Consider the following 22,913-nt stretch of genomic DNA (forward strand, 5'->3'; position numbering starts at 1 on the left):
TGCAGCGTTGCACACCCCGATCAAAGGCCGGCACCTGCCGGCCTTTTTCGTTGGGTTGCTCCGGTTGTCGATTGGTGGCGGCCCTGCGACGATCCTGCAGATGACCAAGTCCAAAGAATCGCCGGAGTCCGCAGGCAGCGAGCAGCGCCGCCTGCAGATGGTGGACATCGCGCGCCTGGCGGGCGTGTCCGTCTCGACGGTGTCGCGTGCGCTGAACGGCAGCGAGCTCGTCAACGCCGAGACCCGCCAGCGGGTGGCCGAGCTGGCTCGTTCGCTGAACTACTCCATCAATTTCGGTGCGCGCAATCTCCGCTTGCAGGAGAACAAGACGGTGGCCGTGGTGGTGCCGTACGACGCGCGCTCACGCCAGCACATCTCAGACCCGTTCTTCCTGTCCATCGTCGGCGCCATCGCCGATGCGCTGACCGATCGCGGCTACGACATGCTGCTGTCCCGCGTCGATGCCGAGCGGCTGGATCAGGCGGCGCACTGGGTGGATTCCGGCAAGGCCATCGGTGTCATCCTCATCGGCCAGTGGCGCCAGCATGACCAGCTCAACGACATGGCCGCCCGCAAGCTGCCGCTGGTGGTGTGGGGCGGCGAGATGCCCCAGCAGCTGTACGCCAGCGTGGGCGGCGACAACGTGCTGGGCGGCACGCTGGCCACGCGGCACCTGCTGCAGCTGGGCCGCCGGCGCATCGCGTTCTTCGGCGATGCCAAGCTGCCGGAGGTGTGGCTGCGTCGCCAGGGCTATGCCCAGGCCTTGCGCGAGGTAGGGCTGGAGGTGGACGCGGCCCTGGAGCTGGCGGCGCCGTTCGAGCCCGGCGTGGCCACCGACGTTGTGCGCCAGTTCTGCCAGTCGCGGCGCGACTTCGACGCGGTGTTCTGCTGCAGCGACGTGCTGGCCCTGCTGGCCAGCCAGGCCCTGCGGGCCGCCGGGCGCAGTGTGCCCACCGACGTGGCCGTCGTGGGCTATGACGACATGCCGCTGGCCGCCTACTGCGATCCGCCGCTGACCACCGTGCACCAGCCAGTGGCCGAGGCCGGCGTGGCGCTGGTGGAGGCCCTGCTGGCGCAGCTCGCCGGCGAGCGGCCCACGCTGCGCACCATGCCCGTCCACCTGATGCGGCGCGCGAGTGCGCCCGACGTCATCGCCTGAAACACCCGGGTGCCCCGGCGGCGGGCGTGGCATAACGGGGTTTTGCGGCATAAAGCAAACGTTTGTCATTTTCGTGGGTCACATATTTGATATGTTCAATAAATAGTGGTTTTCACCATGATGCAATCGTTTGCAAAGCGATTGAGGCGCGCGCAAAATCTCGGCACGGACTGACCATGCCGCGCTGTGTGCGGTCAGCCGCGCCCCGCAGAGGGCGATCGAATGCCGACAACCAGGAGACAACATGCCCAGCACCCGCCTCAGCGCCCTGCATTCCCGCCGCAACCCCTCCCTGCAACCGCTTGCCGCCGCTGTGGCACTCGCGCTGGCCAGCGTGGGGGCCCAGGCTCAAAAGGCAGCCCAGGCCGCCACGGAAGCGGCAGATGGCCTCAAGCTCAACGCGGTCGTCGTGACGGGCTCGTCGTCGGCCAAGTCCAAGATGAAGTCCAGCGTCGCGGTCTCGACCATCGAGAGCGAGGGCGTGGCCGCCGTCACCGCCGCCAGCTCCACTGATCTGCTGCGCGGCGTGCCGGGCATCCGTGCCGAGGCCAGTGGTGGCGAATCCAATGCCAACGTCGCCGTGCGTGGTATTCCCGTGTCGGCCGGTGGTGCGCGCTACATCCAGTTCCAGGAGGACGGCCTGCCCGTGCTGCAGTTCGGCGACATCGCGTTCGCGACGCCCGACACCTGGATGCGCGCCGATGCCGGCTTCGAGCGGCTGGAAGTGGTGCGCGGCGGCTCGGCGGCGTTGCTGGCCACGGGCGCGCCCGGCGGCATCATCAACTTCATCAGCAAGACCGGTCAGGAGCCGGGCGGCATGGTGCAGCTCACCAAGGGGGTGGACTACGACCAGACCCGCATCGACTTCGGCTACGGCGGCCGCCTGGCGCCCAAGACGCGCTTCTACGTGGGCGGCTTCTACCGCGTGGGCGATGGCGGCCGCAGCGGCGCTGACGGCACCGAGAACGGCGGCCAGGTGCGCGGCAACGTGACCTTCGAGCTGGAAGGCAAGAGCTACGTGCGCTTCAGCGTCAAGCACCTGGACGACCACAGCCCCACCTACATGCCCACGCCGGTCAAGTACGTGAACGGCAGCATCCAGGAACTCCCGGGCCTGGACCCGCGCCGCGCGGCCTTCTACGACGTCGCCTGGCCGCTGGACAACACGCTGACCAGGGCCAACGGCCGCGCCGCCAGCAACATCCGCGACGGCCTGTCCGCCCGCAGTGATGCCTTCGGGGTGGAGCTGGACCTGGATGCCGGCGCCGGCTTCCGGCTGCAGAACAAGTTCTCGTGGAGTCGCAACTCGGGCCGCTTCATCGGCATCTTCCCGGGCGACGACGTGTCCGCCGCGCCTGCCGGCACGACGCTGGCCACCGGGCCGGACGCCGGTGCCGCCTACACCGGCAACAAGTTCACGGCGGTGGTCTTCAACACCCGTGTGGACAACGCCGGCCTGATGGCCAACGACCTGAAGTTCTCGCGTGACTTCGAGCTGGGCGGCGGCGCCCGCGTCAGCGCCGTGGCGGGCCTGTACACCTCGGTGCAGGAGTTGGACCTGACGTGGAACTTCAACCAGTACTCGCTGTCGGCCAGCGGCGAGGGTGCGCGGGTGCTGAACGTGCCCGGCGTCGTCAACGGCGCACCCGGCTTCGGCGGCTGCTGCAGCAACACGCAGGACAGCAAGTACACGACCAACGCGCCCTATGTGGTGCTGAACTACGAGGCCGGCCCACTGTCGGCCGACATCGGCGTGCGCCGCGACCACCAGAAGGCCAGCGGCGCCTACTTCCAGTCCAACGCCGGCGTCAGCTACGACCTCACCAAGCCCAACGCCATCGACTATCGCCTAGGCCGCACGTCCTACTCGCTGGGCGCCAACTACGCGCTCAGCAAGGACCTGTCCGTCTTCGCCCGTTACTCCGATGGCGCTGCGTACAACGCCGACCGCATCACCTTCTTCAACAATCCCAACCTCGTCAACGGCAAGAGCCCGACCATCCCCTCCAACAAGGTCAAGCAGACCGAGGCGGGCGTGAAGCTGCGCGGCAACGGCATGAGCCTGTTTGCCACGTTCTTCCACGCCAGGACCGACGAGGTCAACGTGGACGTGACGACCACGCCCATCGTCGCCAAGGCCAACAGCTACCGCAGCAAGGGCCTGGAGCTGGAGGGCTCGGCGCGCTTCGGCCTGGTGGGCCTGATCGGTGGGCTGACCTACACCGATGCCAAGCAGCCCGACGGTCGCGCGCCCAAGCGCCAGGCCAAGGTGGTCTACCAGCTCACGCCGACGCTGAACTTCAGCGACGAGCTGACTGCCGGCATGGGCATCGTCGGCACCGGCAAGAGCCGTGACGACGGCCCCGCCGGCCCGCTGAGCATCACGCTGCCGGCCTACACGGTGGTGAACGCCTTCGTCACCTACAGCCTCACGCCCAAGGCCACGGTGACGCTGGCGGCGAACAACCTGTTCAACGAGATCGCCTACACCGAAAGCAACGACGGCCGCGGCGCGGCGCGGGCCTACACGGGCCGCACCGTCAAGGCCAGCCTGCGCTACAGCTTCTGAGCGCCATGGCCCAGGCCACGCCTCTTCTCGTGCTCGGCGAGGCCTTGGTGGACGAGTTCCACGACGGCTCCGTGGCTGGCGGCGCGCCCTTCAACGTGGCGCGCTCGCTGGCGGCGCTGGGCACGCCGGTGCGCTTCGTCAGCCGCATCGGCGCCGACGACGCCGCCGGCCGCCTGGTGCTGGACAGTGCGGCGCGCTTCGGCCTCGCGGTCGACGACGTGCAGCGCGACCTGCAGCGCCCCACCGGCCGCGTCAGCGTGCATGAGACGGAAGGCAGCCATCGGTTCGAGATCCATGCCGATGCGGCCTGGGACCACCTCGCCCCGCCTGTCACCGTCGTGCGCGGCATCGCCTACTTCGGCAGCCTCGCGCAGCGTCACCCGGTGTCGCGTGCGGCGATGCGAGCCGTGCTCAAGACTTTCGCCGGCCCCCGCCTGCTGGACCTGAACCTGCGCCCCGGCACCGACACCCCGGCGCTGGCGGCCGAATCGCTGATGCTGGCCGACTGGGTCAAGATCAACGAGGACGAACTGCGCCAACTGCAGGCCTGGTTCGAGCCCACGCTGGCCGGGCTGATGGCGCGCTTCGCGCTGCACCGGCTGGTGCTGACGCGCGGCGAGGCCGGCTATGCGCTCTACGGCGATCAGGGTCGATTGCTGGCGAGCGGCGCGGGCGCGGCCCAGCCCGCTTTCGTCGACAGCGTGGGTGCCGGCGACAGCTTCACGGCCATGCTGCTGGCGGGCCTGTCGCTGGGCCGCGACCTCGCCGCCACGCTCGCGCTGGCCAACCGCTACGCCGCCATGGTCTGCGGCGTGCGCGGCCCGCTGCCGGCCGACCCCGCCGCACTGGCATCCTGGCGCGCTGAACTGCACGCCCTCGCTACACAGGCCTGACCATGCACAAGCCCCACCTGTCGTTCACGCAGATCGTGAACATGAATGTCGGCTTCCTCGGCATCCAGTTCAGCTTCGGCTTGCAGCAGGCCAACATGAGCCCGGTCTACCAGATGCTGGGCGCCGAGGGCAAGGACCTGCCGCTGCTGTGGCTGGCCGGGCCCGTCACCGGCCTGCTGGTGCAACCCCTGATCGGCGCGCTGAGTGACCGCACCACCCACCGCTGGGGGCGGCGCACGCCGTACTTCCTCATCGGCGCGCTGCTGTGTTCGCTGGGCCTGCTGGCCATGCCGTTCAGCCCGGCGCTGTGGTTCGCCGCCGGCCTGCTGTGGATCCTGGACGCGGCCAACAACGTGACCATGGAGCCCTACCGCGCCTACGTCAGCGACCGGTTGCGGCCGGAGCAGCATGCCAGCGGCTTCCTGACGCAGGCTTCGTTCACGGGCCTGGCCCAGACGCTGGCCTACCTGACGCCCAGTCTGCTGGTGTTCTTCGGCATGAACAAGGACGCGCTGGGGGCCAATGGCATCCCGGTCGTCACGACGCTGGCCTTCATCGTCGGCGCGCTGCTGTCGTTCACGACGGTGTGGTGGTCGGTGCGCAAGGTGCCCGAGCTGCCGCTGCCGGCCGAGGAACTGGCCCGGCTGCGCGCGCTGCCGCGCGGTGTCGGCCCGGCGCTGGCCGAGATCTGGAGCGCCTTGCGTGAGATGCCGCCGACGATGCGACAGCTGGGGTGGATGGCGCTGTTCCAGTGGTACGGAATGATGTGCTACTGGATCTACATCGTGCCCACGCTGGCCGCGACCGTCTTCGGCACGGACGACCCGCACAGCGCGGGCTTTCGCGACGCGGTGCTGCTGAACGGCCAGGTCGGCGGCTTCTACAACGCGGTCGCCTTCGTCGCCGCCTTCGCGATGGTTCCATTCACGAAGCGGCTCGGTGCGAAATGGGTGCACGCGTTCGCGCTGTTTGCCGCAGCCGCCGGCATGTGGCTGCTGCCAGGCATCCGCAGCGAGGGCTGGCTGCTGTTCCTGCCCATGGTGGGCATCGGCCTGGCCTGGGGCTCCATCATGGGCAACCCCTACGTGCTGCTGGCCGGCAGCATCCCGCCGGAGCGGGCCGGGGTCTACATGGGCATCTTCAACATGTTCATCGTGATCCCCATGCTGATCCAGGCGGTCACGCTGCCGCTGATCTACGACAGCCTGCTGGGCGGTCGCCCCGAGAACGTCATTCGCCTTGCCGGCGTGTTGTTGGCGCTGGCCGCCGTCTGCGTGCTGCGCGTGCGTACCGAGAAAACATCATGAAGAACCAAGTCCAGCTCATCACCTACGTCGACCGCCTGGGCGGCTGCCGCGACGGCCGCGACCTGGCCCGCCTGAAGCGTCTGCTGAGCGAACCCAGCGCACCGCTGGCGGGCGTATTCGGCGGCGTGCACCTGCTGCCGTTCTTCCACGCCATCGACGGCGCGGATGCCGGCTTCGACCCCATCGATCACACGCAGGTCGACCCGCGCTTGGGCGGCTGGGCCGACATCAAGGCGTTGACCGAGGACCTGGACGTGATGGGCGACGTCATCGTCAACCACATGTCCAGCGAGTCGCCGCAGTTCCTGGACTACTCCGAGAAGGGCGAGGCCTCCGCCTACGCCGGGTTGTTCCTGACGCTGGACGCCGTCTTCCCGCAGGGCGCCAGCGAGCGCGAGTTGCTCAGCGTCTACCGCCCGCGCCCGGGCCTGCCGCTGACCTACGCCACGCTTCAGTCCGGCGAACGCCGCATTCTGTGGACCACGTTCACGGCGGCGCAGATCGACATCGCCGTGCACCACCCGCAGGGCCGTGCCTACCTCGCCAGCATCCTGCGCACCTTTGCCGACAACGGCATCCGCATGGTGCGGCTGGACGCGGTGGGCTATGCCATCAAGAAGGCCGGCGACAGCTGCTTCATGATGCCGGAGACCTTCGAGTTCATCGGCGAGTTCGCCGCTGAGGCGCGCGCACTGGGCATCGAGGTGCTGGTGGAGATCCACGCCTACTTCCAGCGCCAGATCGAGATCGCTGCGCGCGTTGACTGGGTCTACGACTTCGCGCTACCGCCGCTGGTGCTGCACGCGTTCAACTTCCGCACGGCGGCCGCGCTCAAGCGCTGGATCGCCATCCGCCCGACCAATGCGCTGACGGTGCTGGACACCCATGACGGCATCGGCATCATCGACATCGGCGCGAATGCCAGCGACCGCGCCGCCCACCCCGGCCTCGTACCGCCCGAGGAGCTGGACGAACTGGTGGAACGCATCCACGCCGCCAGCCAGGGCCAGAGCCGCAAGGCCACGGGCGCGGCCGCCAGCAACCTGGACCTGTACCAGGTCAACTGCACCTTCTTCGATGCGATGGGCCGTGACGAGACGGCCTACCTGCTGGCGCGCGCCATCCAGTTCTTCCTGCCGGGCGTGCCCCAGGTCTACTACGTGGGCCTGCTGGCCGGCCACAACGACATGGACCTGCTGGCCCGCAGCCAGGTCGGCCGCGATATCAACCGCCACTATTACGGCGAGGCCGAGATCGCCCGCGACTGCGCGCGCCCCGTTGTGAGGCGCCTCATCGAGCTCATCAAGCTGCGCAACCGCCACCCGGCCTTCGGCGGCGAGTTCCGTGTCGAGCCCGGCGGCGACCAGGAGCTGTACCTGCGCTGGCAGCAGGGCAATGCCTGGGCGGCGTTGCGCATCGACTTCGCCACGCAGTCCCACGAACTGAGCTACAGCGACACGGCCGGCGCGCCGCAGGCGTTCGCCTTCAGTTGAGCGTCAGGCTGGGGGGCAAGAATCCGACCGTTTTCTAACCTCCGGAGATCCCGAGCATGTGGAAGTTGATCGTTGGCTTCATCGCCTTTGCCGCGCTGGCGCTGTTCATCCTGACCAAGAGCGGTGGCGACATCGACCTGACCGGCGAGAAGCACGATGTCGCGGCCGGTGGCCATGACACGGCCGCCTCCGCACCTGCAGCCTCGGCTGCCGTCGAGGCCGCCTCCGTCCCGGCCTCGGCCGCTTCTCAGTGAGTCTTTGAGTCGCTGCCGCCGACGCCGCTGCCGCGCAGCGGCGCCACGCGCGGCAGCCGCATCAGCATCTGCGTGCCCTGGCCGGGCGTCGACCTGACCTCGATCTGCCCGCCCAGCACGTTGGTCACGATGCTGTGCACGATGTGCATGCCCAGGCCCGAGCCGCCGGTGCCCAGCTTGGTCGTGAAGAACGGGTCGAAGATGCGCCGCCGCACGGCGTCGTCCATGCCCCGGCCGTCGTCGCTGACGATTAGTTCCGCCTCGGTGTCGTTCAGGGCCGTGCAGCTCACCATCACGCGCCCCTGGTCGGCGCCGTCAAACGCGTGCAGCAGTGCGTTCATCAGCAGGTTGGTCAGCACCTGGCCCAGCGCGCCGGGGTAGCTGTTCATCTGCAGGTCGTGGGACAGCTGGGTCTCGATGACGAAGGGCGTGTGCTTGAAGCTGGGCTCCACCATCACCAGCACGTCCTCCACCACCTTGCCGAGGTCGAAGTCGCGCCGCAGGTCGGCGGTCTGGTCGATGGCCACCTGCTTGAAGTCGCGCACCAGGTCGGCCGCCTTCTGCACATTGCGCTGCAGGATGTCCTGGCCGCGCCGCGTGTCGCGCGCCAGCTCCTCCAGCGTGCTGCGTCGCATCTGCACCGCGCCGGCCAGCATGGCCTCCAGCTGCTTGTAGCGATCGTCCAGCGCCGACACCACCGTCAGCGCGTTGCCCAGCGGCGTGTTCAGCTCGTGTGCCACGCCGGCCACCAGCCGGCCCAGCGAGGCCAGCTTCTCCGATTCCACCAGCTCGCGCTGCGCCGTCTGCAGCGTGGCCAGCGCCTGCGACAGCTCGGCGTTGCTGCTGGTCAGCTCGGCCGTGCGCTGGGCCACCGTCGCCTCCAGGTTGAGGTTGTGCTGGCGCAGCGCCTCGAAGGCCGACAGCAGCGCCTGCCGCATGCGCTCCATCGCTGCCCCCACACGGGCGATCTCGTCCGTGCCGCTGACCTGCAGCGGCTGCTCCAGCCGCCCCGCAGCCAGTGCTTCGGCGCCACCGGTCAGCGCCGTCATGGGCCGCAGCACGAAGCGCTGCAGCACCCACAGGATGAGCACCAGCGACAAGGTCAGCGTCAGCCCGCTGCGCCACACCGTGCGCCACACATCGGCCCGCTTGGCCTGCAGCAGCGGCGCGGCCGTCATCGTGACGGTGAGCTGGGCGATCTCGCGATCCTCGCGGTAAATGGTGCGCGTCTGGCTCAGCATCAGCGAGGCGTCGTCGCCGTCGTGCTGGCGGCTGAAGGCCAGGAAGGGCGTGGGCGAGGTCGGCTCCACCACCTTGACGGCCACGAAGCGCGGGTCGTCCACTTGTGCCTTGATCATGGGTTCGGCCAGGTCCGGAGAGACCTGCCACACCGGTTCGGCCAGTGACAGCGCCATGATCTGGCTGGTGCGGCCCAGGTCGCGGCTCAGGTCTTCCATGGCCGTCTTGCGGGTGGACTGCACGTCGTACAGCAACACCACCGTGGTGGGCAGCAGCAGGCCCAGCAGCAGCGCCATCACGACGGCCAGCGTCAGCGAACTGCGCTGCCAGCCGAACGCGCGCTGGGCGGGTTGGGGCGAGGCGAGGGTGAGCGGGGCTGGGCGATCCGGCATGGCGTGGCGCCCGGGCGAGGGCGCGTCGGGCGACCGAGTGTAGGCCGGCAAAAACCGGTGCAAATGTGCAGTTCGTGTCTGCCGGCCTCGGGTTTTTCCTGGGGAGGGCGGTAGGCGGCGAGAGCTTGCTCCGGCCTCAAAATCCGCCGCCAGCGCGCCAGAACGGTGCCGCTGTGGAGAACAACAATGAAGCGTTGGGTTGGCGTGGCGGTCGGTGTGGCCGTCAGCATGGTGGCGGGTGCCGCTTTCGCACAGGGTGCGTTGCGCATCGGCATGGTGGCCGGTTTCAGCGGGCCGGTGGCGGGGCTGGTGCAGGAGAGCGCCGACGGCGCACGTCTGTACTTCGACGCCGTCAACGCCCAGGGGGGCATCAAGGGCCAGAACATCGAGCTCGTCACGCAGGACGACAAGTACGACCCGGCCATGGCGGCCGCGCAGGCCAAGTCGCTGGCGAGCCAGGGCGTTGTCGCGCTGATGCTCAGCCGCGGCACCGGCCCGACCGAGGCCATGCTGCCGGTGCTCAAGGAGAACCGGCTGGCGCTGGTGGCGCCTGCCACCGGGGCGAGCAGCCTGCACGAGCCAGTGCAGCCTTTTGTGTTCCACCTGCGCGCCAGCTACCAGCGCGAGGCCGAGCGCGCCGTCAAGCACCTGGCCGGCATCGGCGTGAAGCGCTTCACCATCGTGCAGGTCAACGACGCTTTCGGCACCGACGCCGGCAAGGGCGCGATCAAGGGGCTGGACGACGTCAAGCTGCGCGCGCTCTCGCACCTGCGCTTTGACCGCAACAAGCCCAACCTCGCACCCGTCATGCAGGGCATCGCGCGGGCCGGCATCGAGGCGGTGGTGCTGATCGGGCCGAGCTACGCGGTGGTGGAGGGCGTCAACGCGCTGCGCGCGGCCGGCTCCACGGCGCATGTGGCCACGCTGTCCAACAACGCGTCCAGCGAGTTCGTGAAGAACCTCGGCGAGAACGCGCGCGGCGTCGTCGTCACGCAGCTGTTTCCCTACGAGCGCTCGACCGCCAGCCCGCTGGTGCGCGAGGCGCTGGGCCTGGCCAAGGCGTCCGGTCGCAGCGAGCTGACGCCGGCCCAGCTGGAGGGCTTTGCGGCGGCCAAGCTGGTCGTGGAGGGGCTCAGGCGCGCTGGCAAGGACGTTGGCCGCGACAGCTTTCTGCGCGCGCTGGACGGTGCCCGCATCGACCTCGGCGGCCTGCAGGTCAGCTATACCGACAAGGACCGCAGCGGGCTGGAGTTCGCCGACGTTTCCATCGTCGGGCCCGACGGCAAATTCTGGCGCTGAAGCGCCAGGTCCCGACGGCCTGATGGCTGCCTCCCGCACGGGACACGGCGAGCGGGCCGGCGTAGTCGCGCGATGATGCGGCGTGCTGCGCACGGCCGCAGCGAATGCTGGGAGTCGCTATGGATCTGGGATTGAAGGGCCGCTGGGCGCTGGTGTGTGCGGCGAGCAAGGGACTGGGGCGCGGCTGTGCCGAGGCGCTGGTGGGTGAGGGCGTCAACGTCGTCATCACGGCGCGCGGCGAGGCCGATCTGCTGGCGACGGCCGCCGCGCTGCGGGCGTTGAACCCGGCTGCCGAGGTGCGCACCGTTGTGGGCGACATCGCCACCGCCACCGGCCGCGAGGCCGCGCTCGCGGCCTGCCCGCAGGTCGACATCCTCGTCAACAACGCCAGCGGCCCGCCGCCCGGTGACTTCCGAGACTGGGGCCGCGAGCAGTGGCTGGCCGCGCTGGAGGCCAACATGCTCACGCCCATTGAGCTGATCAAGGCCACGGTGGACGGCATGGCGGCGCGCGGCTTCGGGCGCATCGTCAACATCACCTCGGGCGCGGTCAAAGCGCCCATCGACGTGCTGGGCCTGTCCAACGGCGCGCGCGCGGGGCTAACCGGCTTCGTGGCCGGCGTGGCCCGCCAGCCGCGCCTGGCGGGCGCCAACGTCACCCTCAACAACCTGTTGCCCGGCGCGTTCGATACCGATCGCCTGCGGGGCGGCTTCCGGGCCGGGGCGGCGCGTGCCGGCGTCAGCGCCGAGGCGCTGGCCGACAGCCGCCGCGCGGCCATCCCGGCCCAGCGATTCGGCACGGCCGCCGAGTTCGGCGCCGTCTGCGCCATGCTGTGCAGTGTCCACGCCGGCTACCTGACCGGCCAGAACATCCTGTTGGACGGCGGCAGCTACCCGGGGACCTTCTGATGCGCTGGCTGTGGCGCGGCCTGCTGGGTCTGGGCGTGCTGGCGGCGCTGCTGGCGCTGGGTCTGTGGCTGGTGCTGCGGGCTAGCCTGGCGCAGCTGGAGGGCGAGCAGCGCCTAGGTGCGCTGCAGGCGCCCGCCGAGCTGCAGCGCGATGCACGTGGCTACGTGACGCTGACCGCCGAGAGCCGGCCCGACGTGGCGCGCGCGCTGGGCTTCGTGCATGCGCAGGAGCGCTTCTTCCAGATGGACCTGATGCGCCGCAACGCGGCCGGCGAGCTGGCCGCGCTGGTGGGCGCCAAGGCCGTGCCGGTGGACAAGGGGCGCCGCGTGCACCGCTTCCGCGCCCGTGCCGAGGTGGCGCTTGCCGCGCTGCCGCTGGCCGAGCAGCAACTGCTGGAGGCCTATGCGGCGGGCGTCAACGCCGGCCTGGCAGCGCTGGGTGCGCGGCCGCCGGAGTACCTGCTGCTGCGACAACTGCCCCAGCCCTGGCTGCCGGCAGACAGCCTGCTGGTGGCCTACGGCATGTACCTGGACCTGCAGTCCGCCCAGGGCCGCGACGACCTCGCGATGGGCGCGCTGCATGCCAGCGTGCCGGCCGACTGGTATGCCTTCCTGACCCAGCACAGCGCCGACTGGCAGGCCGCGCTGGACGATTCCCGCGTCAGCGCCGTGCCACTGCCGGCCGGCCCGCTGCCCGACGCGCTGCGCGTCGTGACCACCGCCTGCCGCGACTGCAGCCCGCGGGACTCGCGCGACATCGGCAGCAACAACTTTGCCGTCGATGCCGCGCGCAGCCGTGATGGCCGCGCGCTGTTGGCCGACGACATGCACCTGGGCCTGCGCTCGCCCGGCACCTGGTTCAAGGCCCGCATGCGCTGGAAGAACGGTACGCAGTCGCACGACGTGGCCGGCGCCACGCTGCCGGGCACGCCGCTGCTCATCGTCGGCAGCAACGGCCGTATCGCCTGGGGCTTCACCAACACCACGTCCGACTGGGCCGACGTCGTCACGCTGCGGCTCAACGCGGCCGGTACGCACTACCTCAGCGGCGGTGTCGAGAAGCCGCTGCGCCGCGTCGCCGAGCGCATCGACGTGGCCGGCGCCGACGCTGTCAACCATGAGGTGCTGGAAAGCGAATGGGGCCCGCTTATCGCTGGCGCTCGCGCGGCCGACGGCGGCCCGGTGGCGCCGGCTGGCGTGGCCTACGCACTGCGCTGGGTCGCCCATGACCCGCAGGGTATGAACCTGCGCCTGTTGGGCCTGGAGACAGCCACCGGCGTGGACGATGCGCTGCAACGGGCGGCCGGCGTCGGCGTGCCGCACCAGAACCTGCTGGTTGCCGATGCCAGCGGCCGCATCGCCTGGACGGTCATTGGCGCCATCCCGCGCCGCACCGGCCGCGAAGACATGGACCGCCCGCAGGACTGGAGCGATGGCCAGCCGCGCTGGCAGGGCTACCTGGACACCGCCAGCCAGCCCCGGCTGGCCGACCCCGCCGACGGCCGGCTGTGGACGGCCAACGCGCGCATGATCGGCGGCGACACGCTGAAGCTGCTCGGTAACGGCGGCTACGACCTGGGCGCCCGCGGCCAGCAGATTCGCGACCGCCTGCGGGCGCAGGCGCAGTTCGACGAGGCCGGCCTGCACGACATCCAGCTCGATCACCGCGCGCTGTTCCTGCAGCGCTGGCGTCAACTGCTGCTGACGCGCGTGCTGACGCCCGAGTTCGTCGCCGCGCACGGGCTGGCCGACTACCGTGCGGAGGTCGAGCGCAGCGCTGACGCCGCGCGGCCTGACGCGGTGGGCTACCTGCTGGTGCGCGCCTTCCGCGAGCAGACGCTGCAGCAGGTGTTCGCGCCACTGGCCGGTCGGCTGGAAGGCCAGGGCCTGAAGTTGCGTGACCTGAAGCTGGTGCCCGAGACGCCCGGCTGGGCGTTGATCCAGGCCGCGCGGCCCGACACCGTGCCCGGTGCCTTCAAGGGCTGGCCCGAGCTGTTGCAGCAGGCCGTGCTCATCAGCCGCGCTGCGCTGCTGAAGAAGTACGGCAGCCTGGCCGCCGCGACCTGGGGGGCCGACAACCCCACCAACGCCCGCCACCCGCTCAGCCAGGCTGTGCCGGCGTTGTCGGGCTGGCTGGACCAGGCCAGCCAGGGCATGGCCGGCGACGCCCACATGCCGCGCCTGCACAACCGCGGCCACGGGCAGAGCGAGCGCATGGTGGTGTCGCCCGGCCACGAGGAGCAGGGCCTGCTGGTCATCCCCGGTGGCCAGAGCGGCCACCCGCTGTCGCCCTTCTACCGGGGCGATCACGCGACCTGGCTGGCCGGTGAGGCCCTGCCTTTCCTCCCCGGCGAGGCCCGCTACCGCCTTGTGCTGCGCCCCTGATCCAGGCGACGCGGCGGCAGGGTCAGCCCAGTGGCGCTGGGCAGCTTGCTCGGCACAATCGGGGTCGTCCAAGATTCTCAGGGAATGTCGATGAACAAGACCGTGTTTGCATTGCTGCTGGCCAGCCTGGCGGCCGCCGGCCAGGCCCAGGAAACGGGCTCCAACGTCGAGAAGTGCAGCAAGAAGCTGGGGGTGCTCGCCATCGCCGAGCCGCAGCAGGGCTGGCATCACATCTCTCGTTACGGTCTCGGTTCCCCGGCCTCGCTGTTGCGCATGATGGCGCAGCAGTCCGGCTGCTTCGACGTCGTCGAGCGCGGCCAGGGCATGCAGAGCATCCAGCAGGAGCGCGCGCTGGCCGCCGGCGGCGAACTGCGGGCGGACTCCAACATCGGCCAGGGCCAGATGCAGGCGGCCGATTTCGTCATGACGCCGTCCATCCAGATCGGCGCCTCCGACACCGGCGGTATCGGCGGCTTCCTGGGCGGGCGCCTGGGCCTGCTGGGTGCCATTGCGGGCGGCCTGAAGTTCAAGGAAGCCTCCACCAGCATCCTGATCTCCGACGTGCGCTCCAGCATCCAGGTCGCGGCCGCCGAGGGCAAGGCCAGCAAGACCGACTTCTCCATCGGCGGCTGGGGCTATGGCGGCGGCGTTGTCGGCGGACTGGGCGGCTACACCAGCACGCCCGAGGGCAAGGTGGTGGCGGCCAGTTTCCTGGACAACTACAACAAGATCGTCCAGACCATCCGCGACCAGCCTACCCTGGTTCGCACCAGCAGCGCGGCCGGCGAGGCCAATGCCGCCGCGTCCACCAAGGCCGAGGCGCCGCAGCAGGCCGGCCAGATGTTGGCCGCCAAGATCTCCAACGTGAAGGCATATGCCGAGCCCAGCCGCGACAGCGCGGTGGTGGCCACGCTGAACCGCAGCGACGAACTGGTTGCGACCGGCGAGGTCAAGAACGGCTTCGTCAAGGTCGACGCGGCCAACTTCAGCGGCTGGGTGCAGCGCACGCTGGTGGGCCCGGCCGTCAGCGGCGGTGTGGCCCAGCCGGCCCCGGCGCAGGTTATGGCGCCGGCGCCGGTGGTTGCGCCCAGTGGCGGGCGCTGGGGCCAGTACCGGCTGAACTTCACGGGCAGCGAGCAGGGCGAGTTCTACGTCAACGTGTCCGACCGTGGTGTCGTCACCGGCCAGGGCCACAGCGCGACCCTCGGCAGCTTCACCGTGCGCGGCCAGGTTGACGACAGCGGCGCCATCAACCTCGGCGCCATTGCATCCCGTGGCATGGCCATGTTCGTGGGGCAGCTCGACCCGCGCACCGGCACCATGAGCGGTAACTGGACTGTGGGGGACCCGCGCACCGGGGCGCCCAGCGCCAGCGGCGGCAGCGGCAGCTTCACCGGCCGCCGCCAATGAGCGTGCCGGCCCCGCGCGTCGCGCTGGTCACCGGCGCCGGCTCCGGCATCGGCCGCGCCGTGGCGCGTGCGCTGGCCGCCGAGGGCTGGACGCTGGCGCTGCTGGGCCGCCGCGAGGCGCCGCTGCGCGAGACCTTGCCTGACGCGCTGCACCTGCCAGCCGATGTCGCCGACGAGGCGCAGGTGGACGCCGCCTTCGCCACGCTGCAGCAGCGCCTGGGACGGCTGGACCTGCTGTTCAACAACGCTGGCATCAGCGCCATCGGCGTGCCCATCGACGAACTGCCGGTGGCGCAATGGCGGGCGGTGGTGGACGTCAACCTCACCGGCAGCTTCCTCTGCGCCCGCGCGGCATTCCGGCTGATGAAGGCCCAGAGCCCGCGCGGCGGCCGCATCATCAACAACGGCTCCATCTCGGCGCATGCCCCTCGGCCCAACTCGGCGCCGTACACCGCCACCAAGCATGCGATCTCGGGCCTCACCCGGTCGCTGAGCCTGGACGGCCGGGCCTTCGACATCGCCTGCGGTCAGATCGACATCGGCAACGCCGCCACCGAGATGACCGAGAAGATGGCCAAGGGCATGCCGCAGGCCAACGGCCAGATCGCGGTTGAGCCCCGCATGGACGTCGAGGATGTCGCCCGCGCGGTTGTCTACATGGCCGGCCTGCCACTGTCCGCCAATGTGCAGACCATGACGGTGATGGCCACGCAGATGCCGTTTGTCGGCAGGGGATGACGGCGCTGGTGCTGTTGCCTGGGCTGGACGGCACGGGCATGCTGTTCCAGCCCTTCTTGCGTGAGCTGCCTGCCGGGTGGCGCACCGTGGTGGTGTCCTACCCGATGGATGCCAACGCGGGCTATGACGCGCTGACGCGGCATGCGGCGCTGGCGCTCCCTGACGGCGAGCCACTGGTCTTGTTGGGTGAGTCCTTCTCAGGGCCTATCGCCGTGCGCTTGGCGTCCATGCTGGGGGCGCGCGTGCAAGCCCTCGTGTTGTGCTGCACTTTTGTGCGCAACCCTCGCCCGCGAGCGGCATGGTTGCGCGGCCTGGTTCGATGGTTGCCAGGGCCAGCCGTCCTGCCCTCCGCGCTCAGCGGCCGTGTCTTGCTCGGCCTTCATGCCGCAGCGCAAGCGCATCGCCTCTTGTCCGCCGCACTGGCGCGCCTGCCCAAAGCCGTGCTGCATGCGCGTTTGCGCATGGTCATGTCCGTGGATGTGTCAGCAGACCTGGCGACGTTGACTGTGCCGGTGCTCTACCTGCAGGCAGCGCAAGACTGGGTGGTTCCTGCTGCCGCTGTGGAGCACGTGCGCTCGTCCTGCATCCAGGTGGTTGTCTCTCGGCTGACGGGGCCGCACGGGCTGTTGCAGGCTGAACCCAAGGCGGCAGCCGCCGCTATGACCTCTTTCCTGGCCCGCCTGGCTTGAGCATGCTGGCGGCGGGGGCTTGACCCCTGCCGTCACAATCGCGCCATGTCCCTCGTCCGTCTGATCTTCCGCTGGGCCGTCCTGCTGGTCGGTGCCGTCATCGGCCTCGGCCTGTTCCTGTTCGCAGTCGCGGCCTTCGTGGTCATCCTGCTGCTGAGCCTGCTGACGGGCCGCAAGCCCAACCTGCAATTCCGCATGAACAAGAACCCCTGGACCCAGCGCCGCCCGGCGCCGCAGGCGGCCGGCGATGTCGTCGACATCGAGGCCCGCGAGGTCAGGGAGCCGGCGCCTTTGCCCTTGCAGCCTCCCCGCCACTGAGCGTCGGCTCGGCGAGTTCCACCGCGCCGTACCAGGTGCGGGCCGACGCGCGGCTGTTATCGCTGTCTGTCATGACGGCCATGCTGGTCAGCGGGCCGGGCTCTTCGCCGAAGGCCAGCCGGAAGTCGGCCGCCAGGTCGCGGCGGTGTTCACGCCAGCGGCGCAACTGGGCTGGACCGGAGTCCACGACGATCTTGCGGATGCGGTCGCTGCGCGGGTTCACCACGACGGTGCCCACCGGCAGCTTGCTGTCCCACACATACATCAGCGTCGCGTAGGGCGGGGCTTCGCCGGTCAGCGCCTGGGCGAGCTCGAATTTCATGCGCGTGCGCAGCGGCAGCTTGTCGACGTCGCCGCCAAAGCCAAAGATGACGCGGGCCACGGCGTCCTCGCGATCCACATCAGCCACGCTGGCGTCGGTGATCAGGCCTTGCGCCCACCACGAGAAGCGAACCTCGCCGACGCGTTCCTGCGCCGGCTCCAGCCGCTTTCGCCAGATGCTGGCCGAGCGTTCGGACGAGGCCTCCAGCGCTGGGCGGCCGTCCTTCTCGGTCCAGCTGTAGCGAGTGGCGGCCTTGCCGGGCAGGTGCAGCGGCTGCCAGCCCTCGGCGGCGGGCGGCGGTGCGGTGGTCGTGGCGGCGCAGCCGGCCAGCAGGACGGCAGCGAGCAGGGGCAGGAGAGCGGGCTTCACCAGGCTTTGCGTTGGAGTTCTTCGAGGATCTCGCCGTAGATACGGTAGCGGCTGGCGCTGATCAAGCCCTGATCGACTGCCGTGCGCACGCCGCAGCCGGGTTCGTGAATATGTGTGCAGTTGGCGAAGCGGCAGTCGGCGTGTTCGCGCAGGTCGGGCATGTAGCGCCACAGGTCGGCCGCCGGGATCTGGCGCAGGCCGAACTCCTGGAAACCGGGCGAGTCGATGAGCGCCGTCTGGCGCGTGTCATCGGTCCAGTACCACTGCGTCGTCGTCGTCGTGTGGCGGCCGGAGTTCAGGGCCTGCGAGATCTCGCCGACTTGGGCCTGGGCGTCCTGCACGATGAGGTTGATCAGCGTGCTCTTGCCCGTGCCGCTGGGGCCGAGGACGAAGGTGCGCTGTTCGGCCAGCCAGGGGGCCAGCGTGGCGCGCGAGCCTTCGCGGTCGGCCTTGAGCGCGACCTCAAACATCGTCAGGCCCATCGCGCGATAGGGCGCCAGGCGCTCGCGGGCGGCATCGGTGCCGGGCAGGTCGGTCTTGTTCAGTGCGATGGCCATGCGGATGCCAGCCGACTCGGCGGCGATCAGCGAGCGCGTGAGTTGCGATTCGCTGAACACCGGCTCGACGGCGACCAGCACCAGCAGCTGGTCCAGGTTGGCGGCAAAGCTCTTGGTCTTCCACTCGTCCTGGCGGAACAGCAGGTTGCGTCGCGGCTCGACGGCCTCGATGACGCCTTCGTCACCCGACTCGGCAAAGCGCACCTGGTCGCCGACGACAGCGTCGCTCTTCTTGCCGCGCGGGTGGCAGACGAGGCGCTGGCCGTCGCTGCCTTCGACGATGTAGTGGCGGCCATGGCCGCGCACGACGAGTCCCAGGTCGAGGTTGCTAAACCGGCTCATTGGCCGGTGGCTTCCGGCAGCGCACTCACCTGCGCCGCGCAGATCGCGTCGTTCAGCGTCAGGCCGCCGCGCGAGTGGGTGGTGTAGCTGACGGTGCAGGCGTTGTAGCCCACCAGCATCTCGGGGTGGTGGTCCTGCGCATGGGCGATCTCGGCGACGGCGTCGACAAAGGCCATCACCTGGTAGAAGTTGTCGAATCCGAAGCGCCGGCCGATGAGCTTGTTCTCCGCATCCGGCAGCCAGCCGGGCAGGGCGGCCAGCACGCGGGTGCGCGTGTCGGCATCCAGCAGCGGGGCCTTGGGGTCACATTGGGCAAGCAGCAAATCGTTCATGAGGCGAGGGCTGCGAGACGTTCTGCAGCAGGTGGGTGCGAGTAGTAGAAGCGGGCATAGACCGGGTCGGGCGTCAGCGTGCCGGCGTTGTCCTCGTGCAGTTTCAGCAGCGCGGAGGATAGGTCGGCCCCGCTGGCCTGGGCACGGGCGTAGGCATCGGCCTGGAATTCGTCGCGACGCGAGAAGTGGCTGGCCAGCGGCGTCACGAAGAAGCCGAACACCGGCCCGGCCAGCATGAACAGCAGCAGCGCCAGCGCGTCGTTCGGTGCGCCCAGGGATGGCTGCACGCCCAGCCCGAGGTAGAAGGCTGGTTGTTGGGCCAGCCAGCCCAGCAGCGCAAAGCCGGCCAGGCTCATCGCGAAGGCCAGCACGATGCGCTTGGTGATGTGCTTGTGCTTGAAGTGGCCCAGCTCGTGCGCCAGCACGGCTTCGACCTCGCCGCCGTTGAGCTTGGCCAGCAGCGTGTCGAAGAACACCACGCGCTTGGCCGGGCCGAAGCCGCTGAAGTAGGCATTGCCATGGGCTGAGCGCTTGCTGCCGTCCATGACGAACAGGCCCTTGGCCGCGAAGCCACAGCGCGCCATCAGGTGCTCCACGCGCGCCTTCAGCGCCGGGTCGGCCAGCGGCTCGAACTTGTTGAACAGCGGCGCGATGAGGGTGGGGTAGAGCACCATCACGAGGAGCTGAAAGCCCATCCACAGCCCCGCCGCCCACAGCCACCAGCGCGGACCCGCCGCGTCCATCAGCCACAGGATGACTGCCAGGATGGGCAGCCCCAGCAGCAGGCCCACGACCAGGCCCTTGGCCATGTCGGCGGCGTACAGCCGCAGCGTCATGCGGTTGAAGCCGAAGGCCTGCTCGATGCGGAAGGTGGACCACAGCTCCCACGGCAGATCCAGCAGCCCGCCGATCAGCAGGAAGGCAGCCACCAGCCCTAGCTGGTAGCCCATGGCCTGCCAGTCGGCGGGCAGTGCCTGGCTTGCATCCAGCACCCAGCCGTTGAGCGCGTGCAGGCCGCCCAGCAGCGTCCAGCCCAGCAGCAGTGCCGCGTTGAAGGCCAGTGACAGCAGGCCGAAACGGGCACGGGCGATGGTGTAGTCGGCAGCCTTCTGGTGCGCCGACAGCGTGACGCTGCCGGCAAACGCCGCCGGCACCTGGCCTCGGTGCGCCGCCACATGGCGGATCTGACGCGACGACAGCCAGAGCTTGACGAGCGTGGAGGCTGCGAGCGCGAGCGCGAACGCGACGGACAACATCAGGGGAGACATGGGCAAATTTTAGGCTGCGAGAATTCCGCGACTTTTGAAAGCCACGCCATGTCCGACACCCTCACCCCCAGCGACAACAACCTGATCTGGATCGACCTCGAGATGACCGGCCTGTATCCGGACACGGACCGCATCATCGAGATTGCCGTCGTCGTCACCGATGCCAACCTCGACAAGCGCGTGGAAGGCCCCGTCTTCGCCGTGCACCAGAGCGACGAGACGCTGGACAAGATGGACGCCTGGAATAAGGGCACGCACGGCAGGAGCGGCCTCATCGACCGTGTGAAGGCCTCCACCGTCACCGAGGCCGAAGCCGCCGCGCAGACCATCGCCTTCCTGAAGCAGTACGTCGGCAAGGGCAAGAGCCCGATGTGCGGCAACAGCATCTGCCAGGATCGCCGCTTCCTGGCCAACTACATGCCGGAGCTGGAGAGCTTCTTCCACTACCGCAACCTGGACGTGTCCACGCTGAAGGAACTGGCCAAGCGCTGGAAGCCGTCGGCGCTGGAGGGTTTCAAGAAGGCGCAGGCGCACACAGCGCTGGCGGACATCCACGAGTCCATCGAGGAACTGGCGCACTACCGCACGACCTTCCTGAACCTGGCCTGACCGGCCCGCCGGACGCTTGCTCCACGCCGCCTTCGACTTCCCCCGTCACCCGCTGGCCCGCGAGGATGGCGAGCGGCTGCGCGGCGGCTGGACAGGCCCGCCGGCGCGCTGGCTGCGGGCAGCGCGGTTGGAGGACGTCCATGCCGTTATCGCCGAGGCCGAGGCCGCCGCGCGGGCCGGCGCCTGGGTGCTGGGCGGCTTGCGCTTTGAGGCGGCCGCTGCATTCGACGCCAAGCTGGCGACCCATGCCGCCACGGCGCCGCTGGCCGAGTTCGCCGTCTATGACACCGCGCCCGAGCCCTGGCCTGAAAGCAACGGTGCCTGGACCGGTCTGCTGGGCTGGAGCGACAACGAGCCCGACGCGACGGAGCCCATCGAGCGCATCCGCGACTACATCCGAGACGGCGACTGCTACCAGGTCAACCTGACGACGCGGCTGCGGGCCGTGCGTGGCGAGCTGGACCCCGAACAACTCTTCCTCGCGTTGCATGCGAGCCAGCCCGGCGGCTTCAGCCTGTTCTTGCGCGAGGCCGGCGCGGCCAGCGTGTCGCCCGAGCTGTTCTTCGACTGGCGCCCTGTGCCCGGCGCCAGGAGCCTGGGGGACGCCGTGAGCGACCCGCGTTGGGCCGGCCAGGGGGCGTCGGCTAGGCGTCGAGGAGGCCGCAGGCTCGAGCCCGCAACGACGAGCAACAACGCCGACGCCCCCTGGCCGGCCCAACCCGACGGGCCGTGGCGCCATGCGACACCGGGCGGCGTTGCGGGCTCCTTGTGTGGCACCCGCCACACGGCTTCACCCGCGCCTTGCCCGGTACCGCATGGCACCCCGGCGCGGGCCGCTCACGGCGTCCCCCAGGCTCCCAGCTGGCTGCTGGCGGCCCAGCCGATGAAGGGCACGGCACCGCGCGGGCGCGACCGCGTCGACGACGAGGCCGCGCAGGCGCACCTGCGCACCAGCGAGAAGGAGCGAGCCGAGAACCTGATGATCGTGGACTTGCTGCGCAACGACCTCAGCCGCGTCGCGCAGCTGGGCACGGTGCGCGTGCCGCGGCTGTTCGAGCTGCATGCGCTGCCCACGGTCTGGCAGATGACGTCCACGGTGACGGCTGTCAGCCGTGCCGGGCTGACGCTGGCGGACGCGTTCGCGGCGCTCTTCCCTTGCGGCTCCGTGACCGGCGCGCCCAAGTTGCGGGCGATGCAGGTCATCCGCGAGCTGGAGCCCACCACGCGCGGCTGGTATTGCGGCGCGCTGGGGCTGATCCAGCCCGGTGGCGTGGCGACCTTCAACGTACCCATCCGCACGGTCGAGTTCCACGGCGATGCGCTGACCTGTGGTCTGGGCAGCGCCATCACGCTGGACAGCGAGCCGGCCGCCGAGATCGCCGAGTGGCGCGCCAAGTCGCGCTTCCTGGCGCGTGCCGAGGCGCCGGTGGAGGCGCTGGAGACGCTGCGGGTGGAAGGCGGCGTGGCGCTGCGCGGCGACGCCCACCTGGCCCGCATGCAACGCACGGCGCGGCACTTTGGCCTGCGCTTCTCGCTGGCCGAGGCGCGCGCCTACCTGAAGGCGGTGGCCGATGCGCAGCCCGAGGGCAGCTGGCGGCTGCGCCTGACCTGCAGCGCCGACGGGCGCCTGCAGCACATGCTGTTCCCCTTCGCGCCGACGCCCGTGCCGGTGCGCCTGGCGCTGGCCGACCGCGCCATGCCCACTCGCGGACCGCGTGCCGAATATTTGGCCCACAAGACGACACGCCGCGAGCTGTACGCGCTGGACAGGCCGGCCGACGCCTTCGACCTCATCTTGTGGAATGAGGCCGGCGAGCTGACCGAGTGCAGCTTCGGCAACCTCGCCCTGCAGCGGGACGGCCAGTGGCTGACGCCGCCGTTGGTCGCAGGCCTGCTACCCGGCGTGCTGCGCGCCGAGCTGCTGGCGCAGGGCCGCATCCTGGAGGCGCGCCTGACGCGCGACGACCTCGCGCGCGCCACGGACCTGGCCTTTTTCAACAGCCTGCGCGGCTGGTTGCCGGCGCGGCTTGCGTGAAAACCCTAGTCGCGGCTAGAATCTTTGC

The 22,913-nt window shown here is 69.9% G+C and carries 20 protein-coding genes; 15 read left to right on the plus strand and 5 right to left on the minus strand.

The window, feature by feature from the left end:
* The first annotated feature begins 100 nt into the window (after positions 1-100).
* The 6 genes from ACG0Z3_RS01060 (at position 101) to ACG0Z3_RS01085 (ending at position 7,675) form a co-directional block, all read left to right on the plus strand.
* The gene (locus ACG0Z3_RS01060; RefSeq protein WP_394394585.1) at positions 101-1,159 is read left to right on the plus strand and encodes a LacI family DNA-binding transcriptional regulator; all 1,059 of its coding nucleotides are present in this window, start codon (positions 101-103) and stop codon (positions 1,157-1,159) included.
* A 244-nt stretch (positions 1,160-1,403) separates the two neighbouring features.
* Positions 1,404-3,728: a TonB-dependent receptor gene (locus ACG0Z3_RS01065; protein ID WP_394394586.1), complete on the plus strand. Its 2,325-nt coding sequence runs from the start codon at positions 1,404-1,406 to the stop codon at positions 3,726-3,728.
* A gap of 5 nt (positions 3,729-3,733) precedes the next feature.
* Positions 3,734-4,621 (plus strand): PfkB family carbohydrate kinase, encoded by an 888-nt coding sequence (locus ACG0Z3_RS01070; RefSeq protein WP_394394588.1) that lies wholly within the window; start codon positions 3,734-3,736, stop codon positions 4,619-4,621.
* Positions 4,622-4,623: 2 nt separating this feature from the next.
* On the plus strand, positions 4,624-5,928 hold the full coding sequence (locus ACG0Z3_RS01075; RefSeq protein ID WP_394394590.1) for an MFS transporter: 1,305 nt from the start codon (positions 4,624-4,626) through the stop codon (positions 5,926-5,928).
* Positions 5,925-7,421 (plus strand): sucrose phosphorylase, encoded by a 1,497-nt coding sequence (gene gtfA, locus ACG0Z3_RS01080; protein WP_394394592.1) that lies wholly within the window; start codon positions 5,925-5,927, stop codon positions 7,419-7,421. Before ACG0Z3_RS01075 ends, gtfA begins: the two co-directional genes overlap by 4 nt.
* A 56-nt stretch (positions 7,422-7,477) precedes the next feature.
* The gene (locus tag ACG0Z3_RS01085) at positions 7,478-7,675 is read left to right on the plus strand and encodes a hypothetical protein (protein ID WP_394394593.1); all 198 of its coding nucleotides are present in this window, start codon (positions 7,478-7,480) and stop codon (positions 7,673-7,675) included.
* Here the strand turns inward: ACG0Z3_RS01085 and ACG0Z3_RS01090 are convergent.
* The gene (locus tag ACG0Z3_RS01090) at positions 7,669-9,306 is read right to left on the minus strand and encodes a sensor histidine kinase (protein ID WP_394394594.1); all 1,638 of its coding nucleotides are present in this window, start codon (positions 9,304-9,306) and stop codon (positions 7,669-7,671) included. The two genes, ACG0Z3_RS01085 and ACG0Z3_RS01090, sit on opposite strands and share 7 nt — an antisense overlap.
* 186 nt (positions 9,307-9,492) lie before the next feature.
* Here ACG0Z3_RS01090 and ACG0Z3_RS01095 point away from each other — a divergent pair, with 186 nt between their 5' ends.
* The 7 genes from ACG0Z3_RS01095 (at position 9,493) to ACG0Z3_RS01125 (ending at position 17,051) form a co-directional block, all read left to right on the plus strand.
* Positions 9,493-10,605: an ABC transporter substrate-binding protein gene (locus ACG0Z3_RS01095; protein WP_394394596.1), complete on the plus strand. Its 1,113-nt coding sequence runs from the start codon at positions 9,493-9,495 to the stop codon at positions 10,603-10,605.
* Positions 10,606-10,724: 119 nt separating this feature from the next.
* Positions 10,725-11,513 carry an SDR family oxidoreductase gene (locus ACG0Z3_RS01100; RefSeq protein ID WP_394394597.1) on the plus strand — a complete coding sequence of 263 codons (789 nt, stop codon included), beginning with the start codon at positions 10,725-10,727 and terminating at the stop codon, positions 11,511-11,513.
* Positions 11,513-13,897 carry a penicillin acylase family protein gene (locus ACG0Z3_RS01105; RefSeq protein ID WP_394394599.1) on the plus strand — a complete coding sequence of 795 codons (2,385 nt, stop codon included), beginning with the start codon at positions 11,513-11,515 and terminating at the stop codon, positions 13,895-13,897. Before ACG0Z3_RS01100 ends, ACG0Z3_RS01105 begins: the two co-directional genes overlap by 1 nt.
* Before the next feature lie 90 nt (positions 13,898-13,987).
* Positions 13,988-15,307 (plus strand): CsgG/HfaB family protein, encoded by a 1,320-nt coding sequence (locus ACG0Z3_RS01110; RefSeq protein WP_394394600.1) that lies wholly within the window; start codon positions 13,988-13,990, stop codon positions 15,305-15,307.
* Positions 15,304-16,044 carry an SDR family oxidoreductase gene (locus ACG0Z3_RS01115; protein ID WP_394394601.1) on the plus strand — a complete coding sequence of 247 codons (741 nt, stop codon included), beginning with the start codon at positions 15,304-15,306 and terminating at the stop codon, positions 16,042-16,044. Before ACG0Z3_RS01110 ends, ACG0Z3_RS01115 begins: the two co-directional genes overlap by 4 nt.
* Before the next feature lie 38 nt (positions 16,045-16,082).
* Positions 16,083-16,733: an alpha/beta fold hydrolase gene (locus ACG0Z3_RS01120; RefSeq protein WP_394394602.1), complete on the plus strand. Its 651-nt coding sequence runs from the start codon at positions 16,083-16,085 to the stop codon at positions 16,731-16,733.
* Positions 16,734-16,778: 45 nt separating this feature from the next.
* Positions 16,779-17,051 (plus strand): MgtC/SapB family protein, encoded by a 273-nt coding sequence (locus ACG0Z3_RS01125; protein WP_394394603.1) that lies wholly within the window; start codon positions 16,779-16,781, stop codon positions 17,049-17,051.
* Here the strand turns inward: ACG0Z3_RS01125 and ACG0Z3_RS01130 are convergent.
* Genes ACG0Z3_RS01130 through ACG0Z3_RS01145 form a run of 4 tightly spaced genes read right to left on the minus strand, consistent with a single transcriptional unit; the run spans position 17,008 to position 20,241 of the window.
* On the minus strand, positions 17,008-17,742 hold the full coding sequence (locus ACG0Z3_RS01130; RefSeq protein WP_394394604.1) for a DUF3047 domain-containing protein: 735 nt from the start codon (positions 17,740-17,742) through the stop codon (positions 17,008-17,010). The genes ACG0Z3_RS01125 and ACG0Z3_RS01130 overlap by 44 nt on opposite strands.
* Positions 17,739-18,641 carry a ribosome small subunit-dependent GTPase A gene (gene rsgA, locus ACG0Z3_RS01135; protein ID WP_394394605.1) on the minus strand — a complete coding sequence of 301 codons (903 nt, stop codon included), beginning with the start codon at positions 18,639-18,641 and terminating at the stop codon, positions 17,739-17,741. Before rsgA ends, ACG0Z3_RS01130 begins: the two co-directional genes overlap by 4 nt.
* On the minus strand, positions 18,638-18,973 hold the full coding sequence (locus tag ACG0Z3_RS01140; protein ID WP_394394606.1) for a 4a-hydroxytetrahydrobiopterin dehydratase: 336 nt from the start codon (positions 18,971-18,973) through the stop codon (positions 18,638-18,640). The genes rsgA and ACG0Z3_RS01140 overlap by 4 nt, the downstream gene beginning before the upstream one ends.
* Positions 18,970-20,241 carry a M48 family metallopeptidase gene (locus ACG0Z3_RS01145; RefSeq protein ID WP_394394607.1) on the minus strand — a complete coding sequence of 424 codons (1,272 nt, stop codon included), beginning with the start codon at positions 20,239-20,241 and terminating at the stop codon, positions 18,970-18,972. The genes ACG0Z3_RS01140 and ACG0Z3_RS01145 overlap by 4 nt, the downstream gene beginning before the upstream one ends.
* Before the next feature lie 48 nt (positions 20,242-20,289).
* On the opposite strand from ACG0Z3_RS01145, the gene orn reads away from it, so the two are divergent.
* Both orn and ACG0Z3_RS01155 read left to right on the plus strand, forming a co-directional pair.
* Positions 20,290-20,850, plus strand: coding sequence for an oligoribonuclease (orn, locus tag ACG0Z3_RS01150; RefSeq protein WP_394394608.1), 561 nt, complete (start codon positions 20,290-20,292; stop codon positions 20,848-20,850).
* A 16-nt stretch (positions 20,851-20,866) separates the two neighbouring features.
* Positions 20,867-22,885, plus strand: coding sequence for a bifunctional chorismate-binding protein/class IV aminotransferase (locus tag ACG0Z3_RS01155; RefSeq protein WP_394394610.1), 2,019 nt, complete (start codon positions 20,867-20,869; stop codon positions 22,883-22,885).
* Positions 22,886-22,913 lie beyond the last annotated feature (28 nt).

The organism is Pelomonas margarita (assembly GCF_043555875.1).
GTDB classification, from domain to species: domain Bacteria; phylum Pseudomonadota; class Gammaproteobacteria; order Burkholderiales; family Burkholderiaceae_C; genus Pelomonas; species Pelomonas margarita.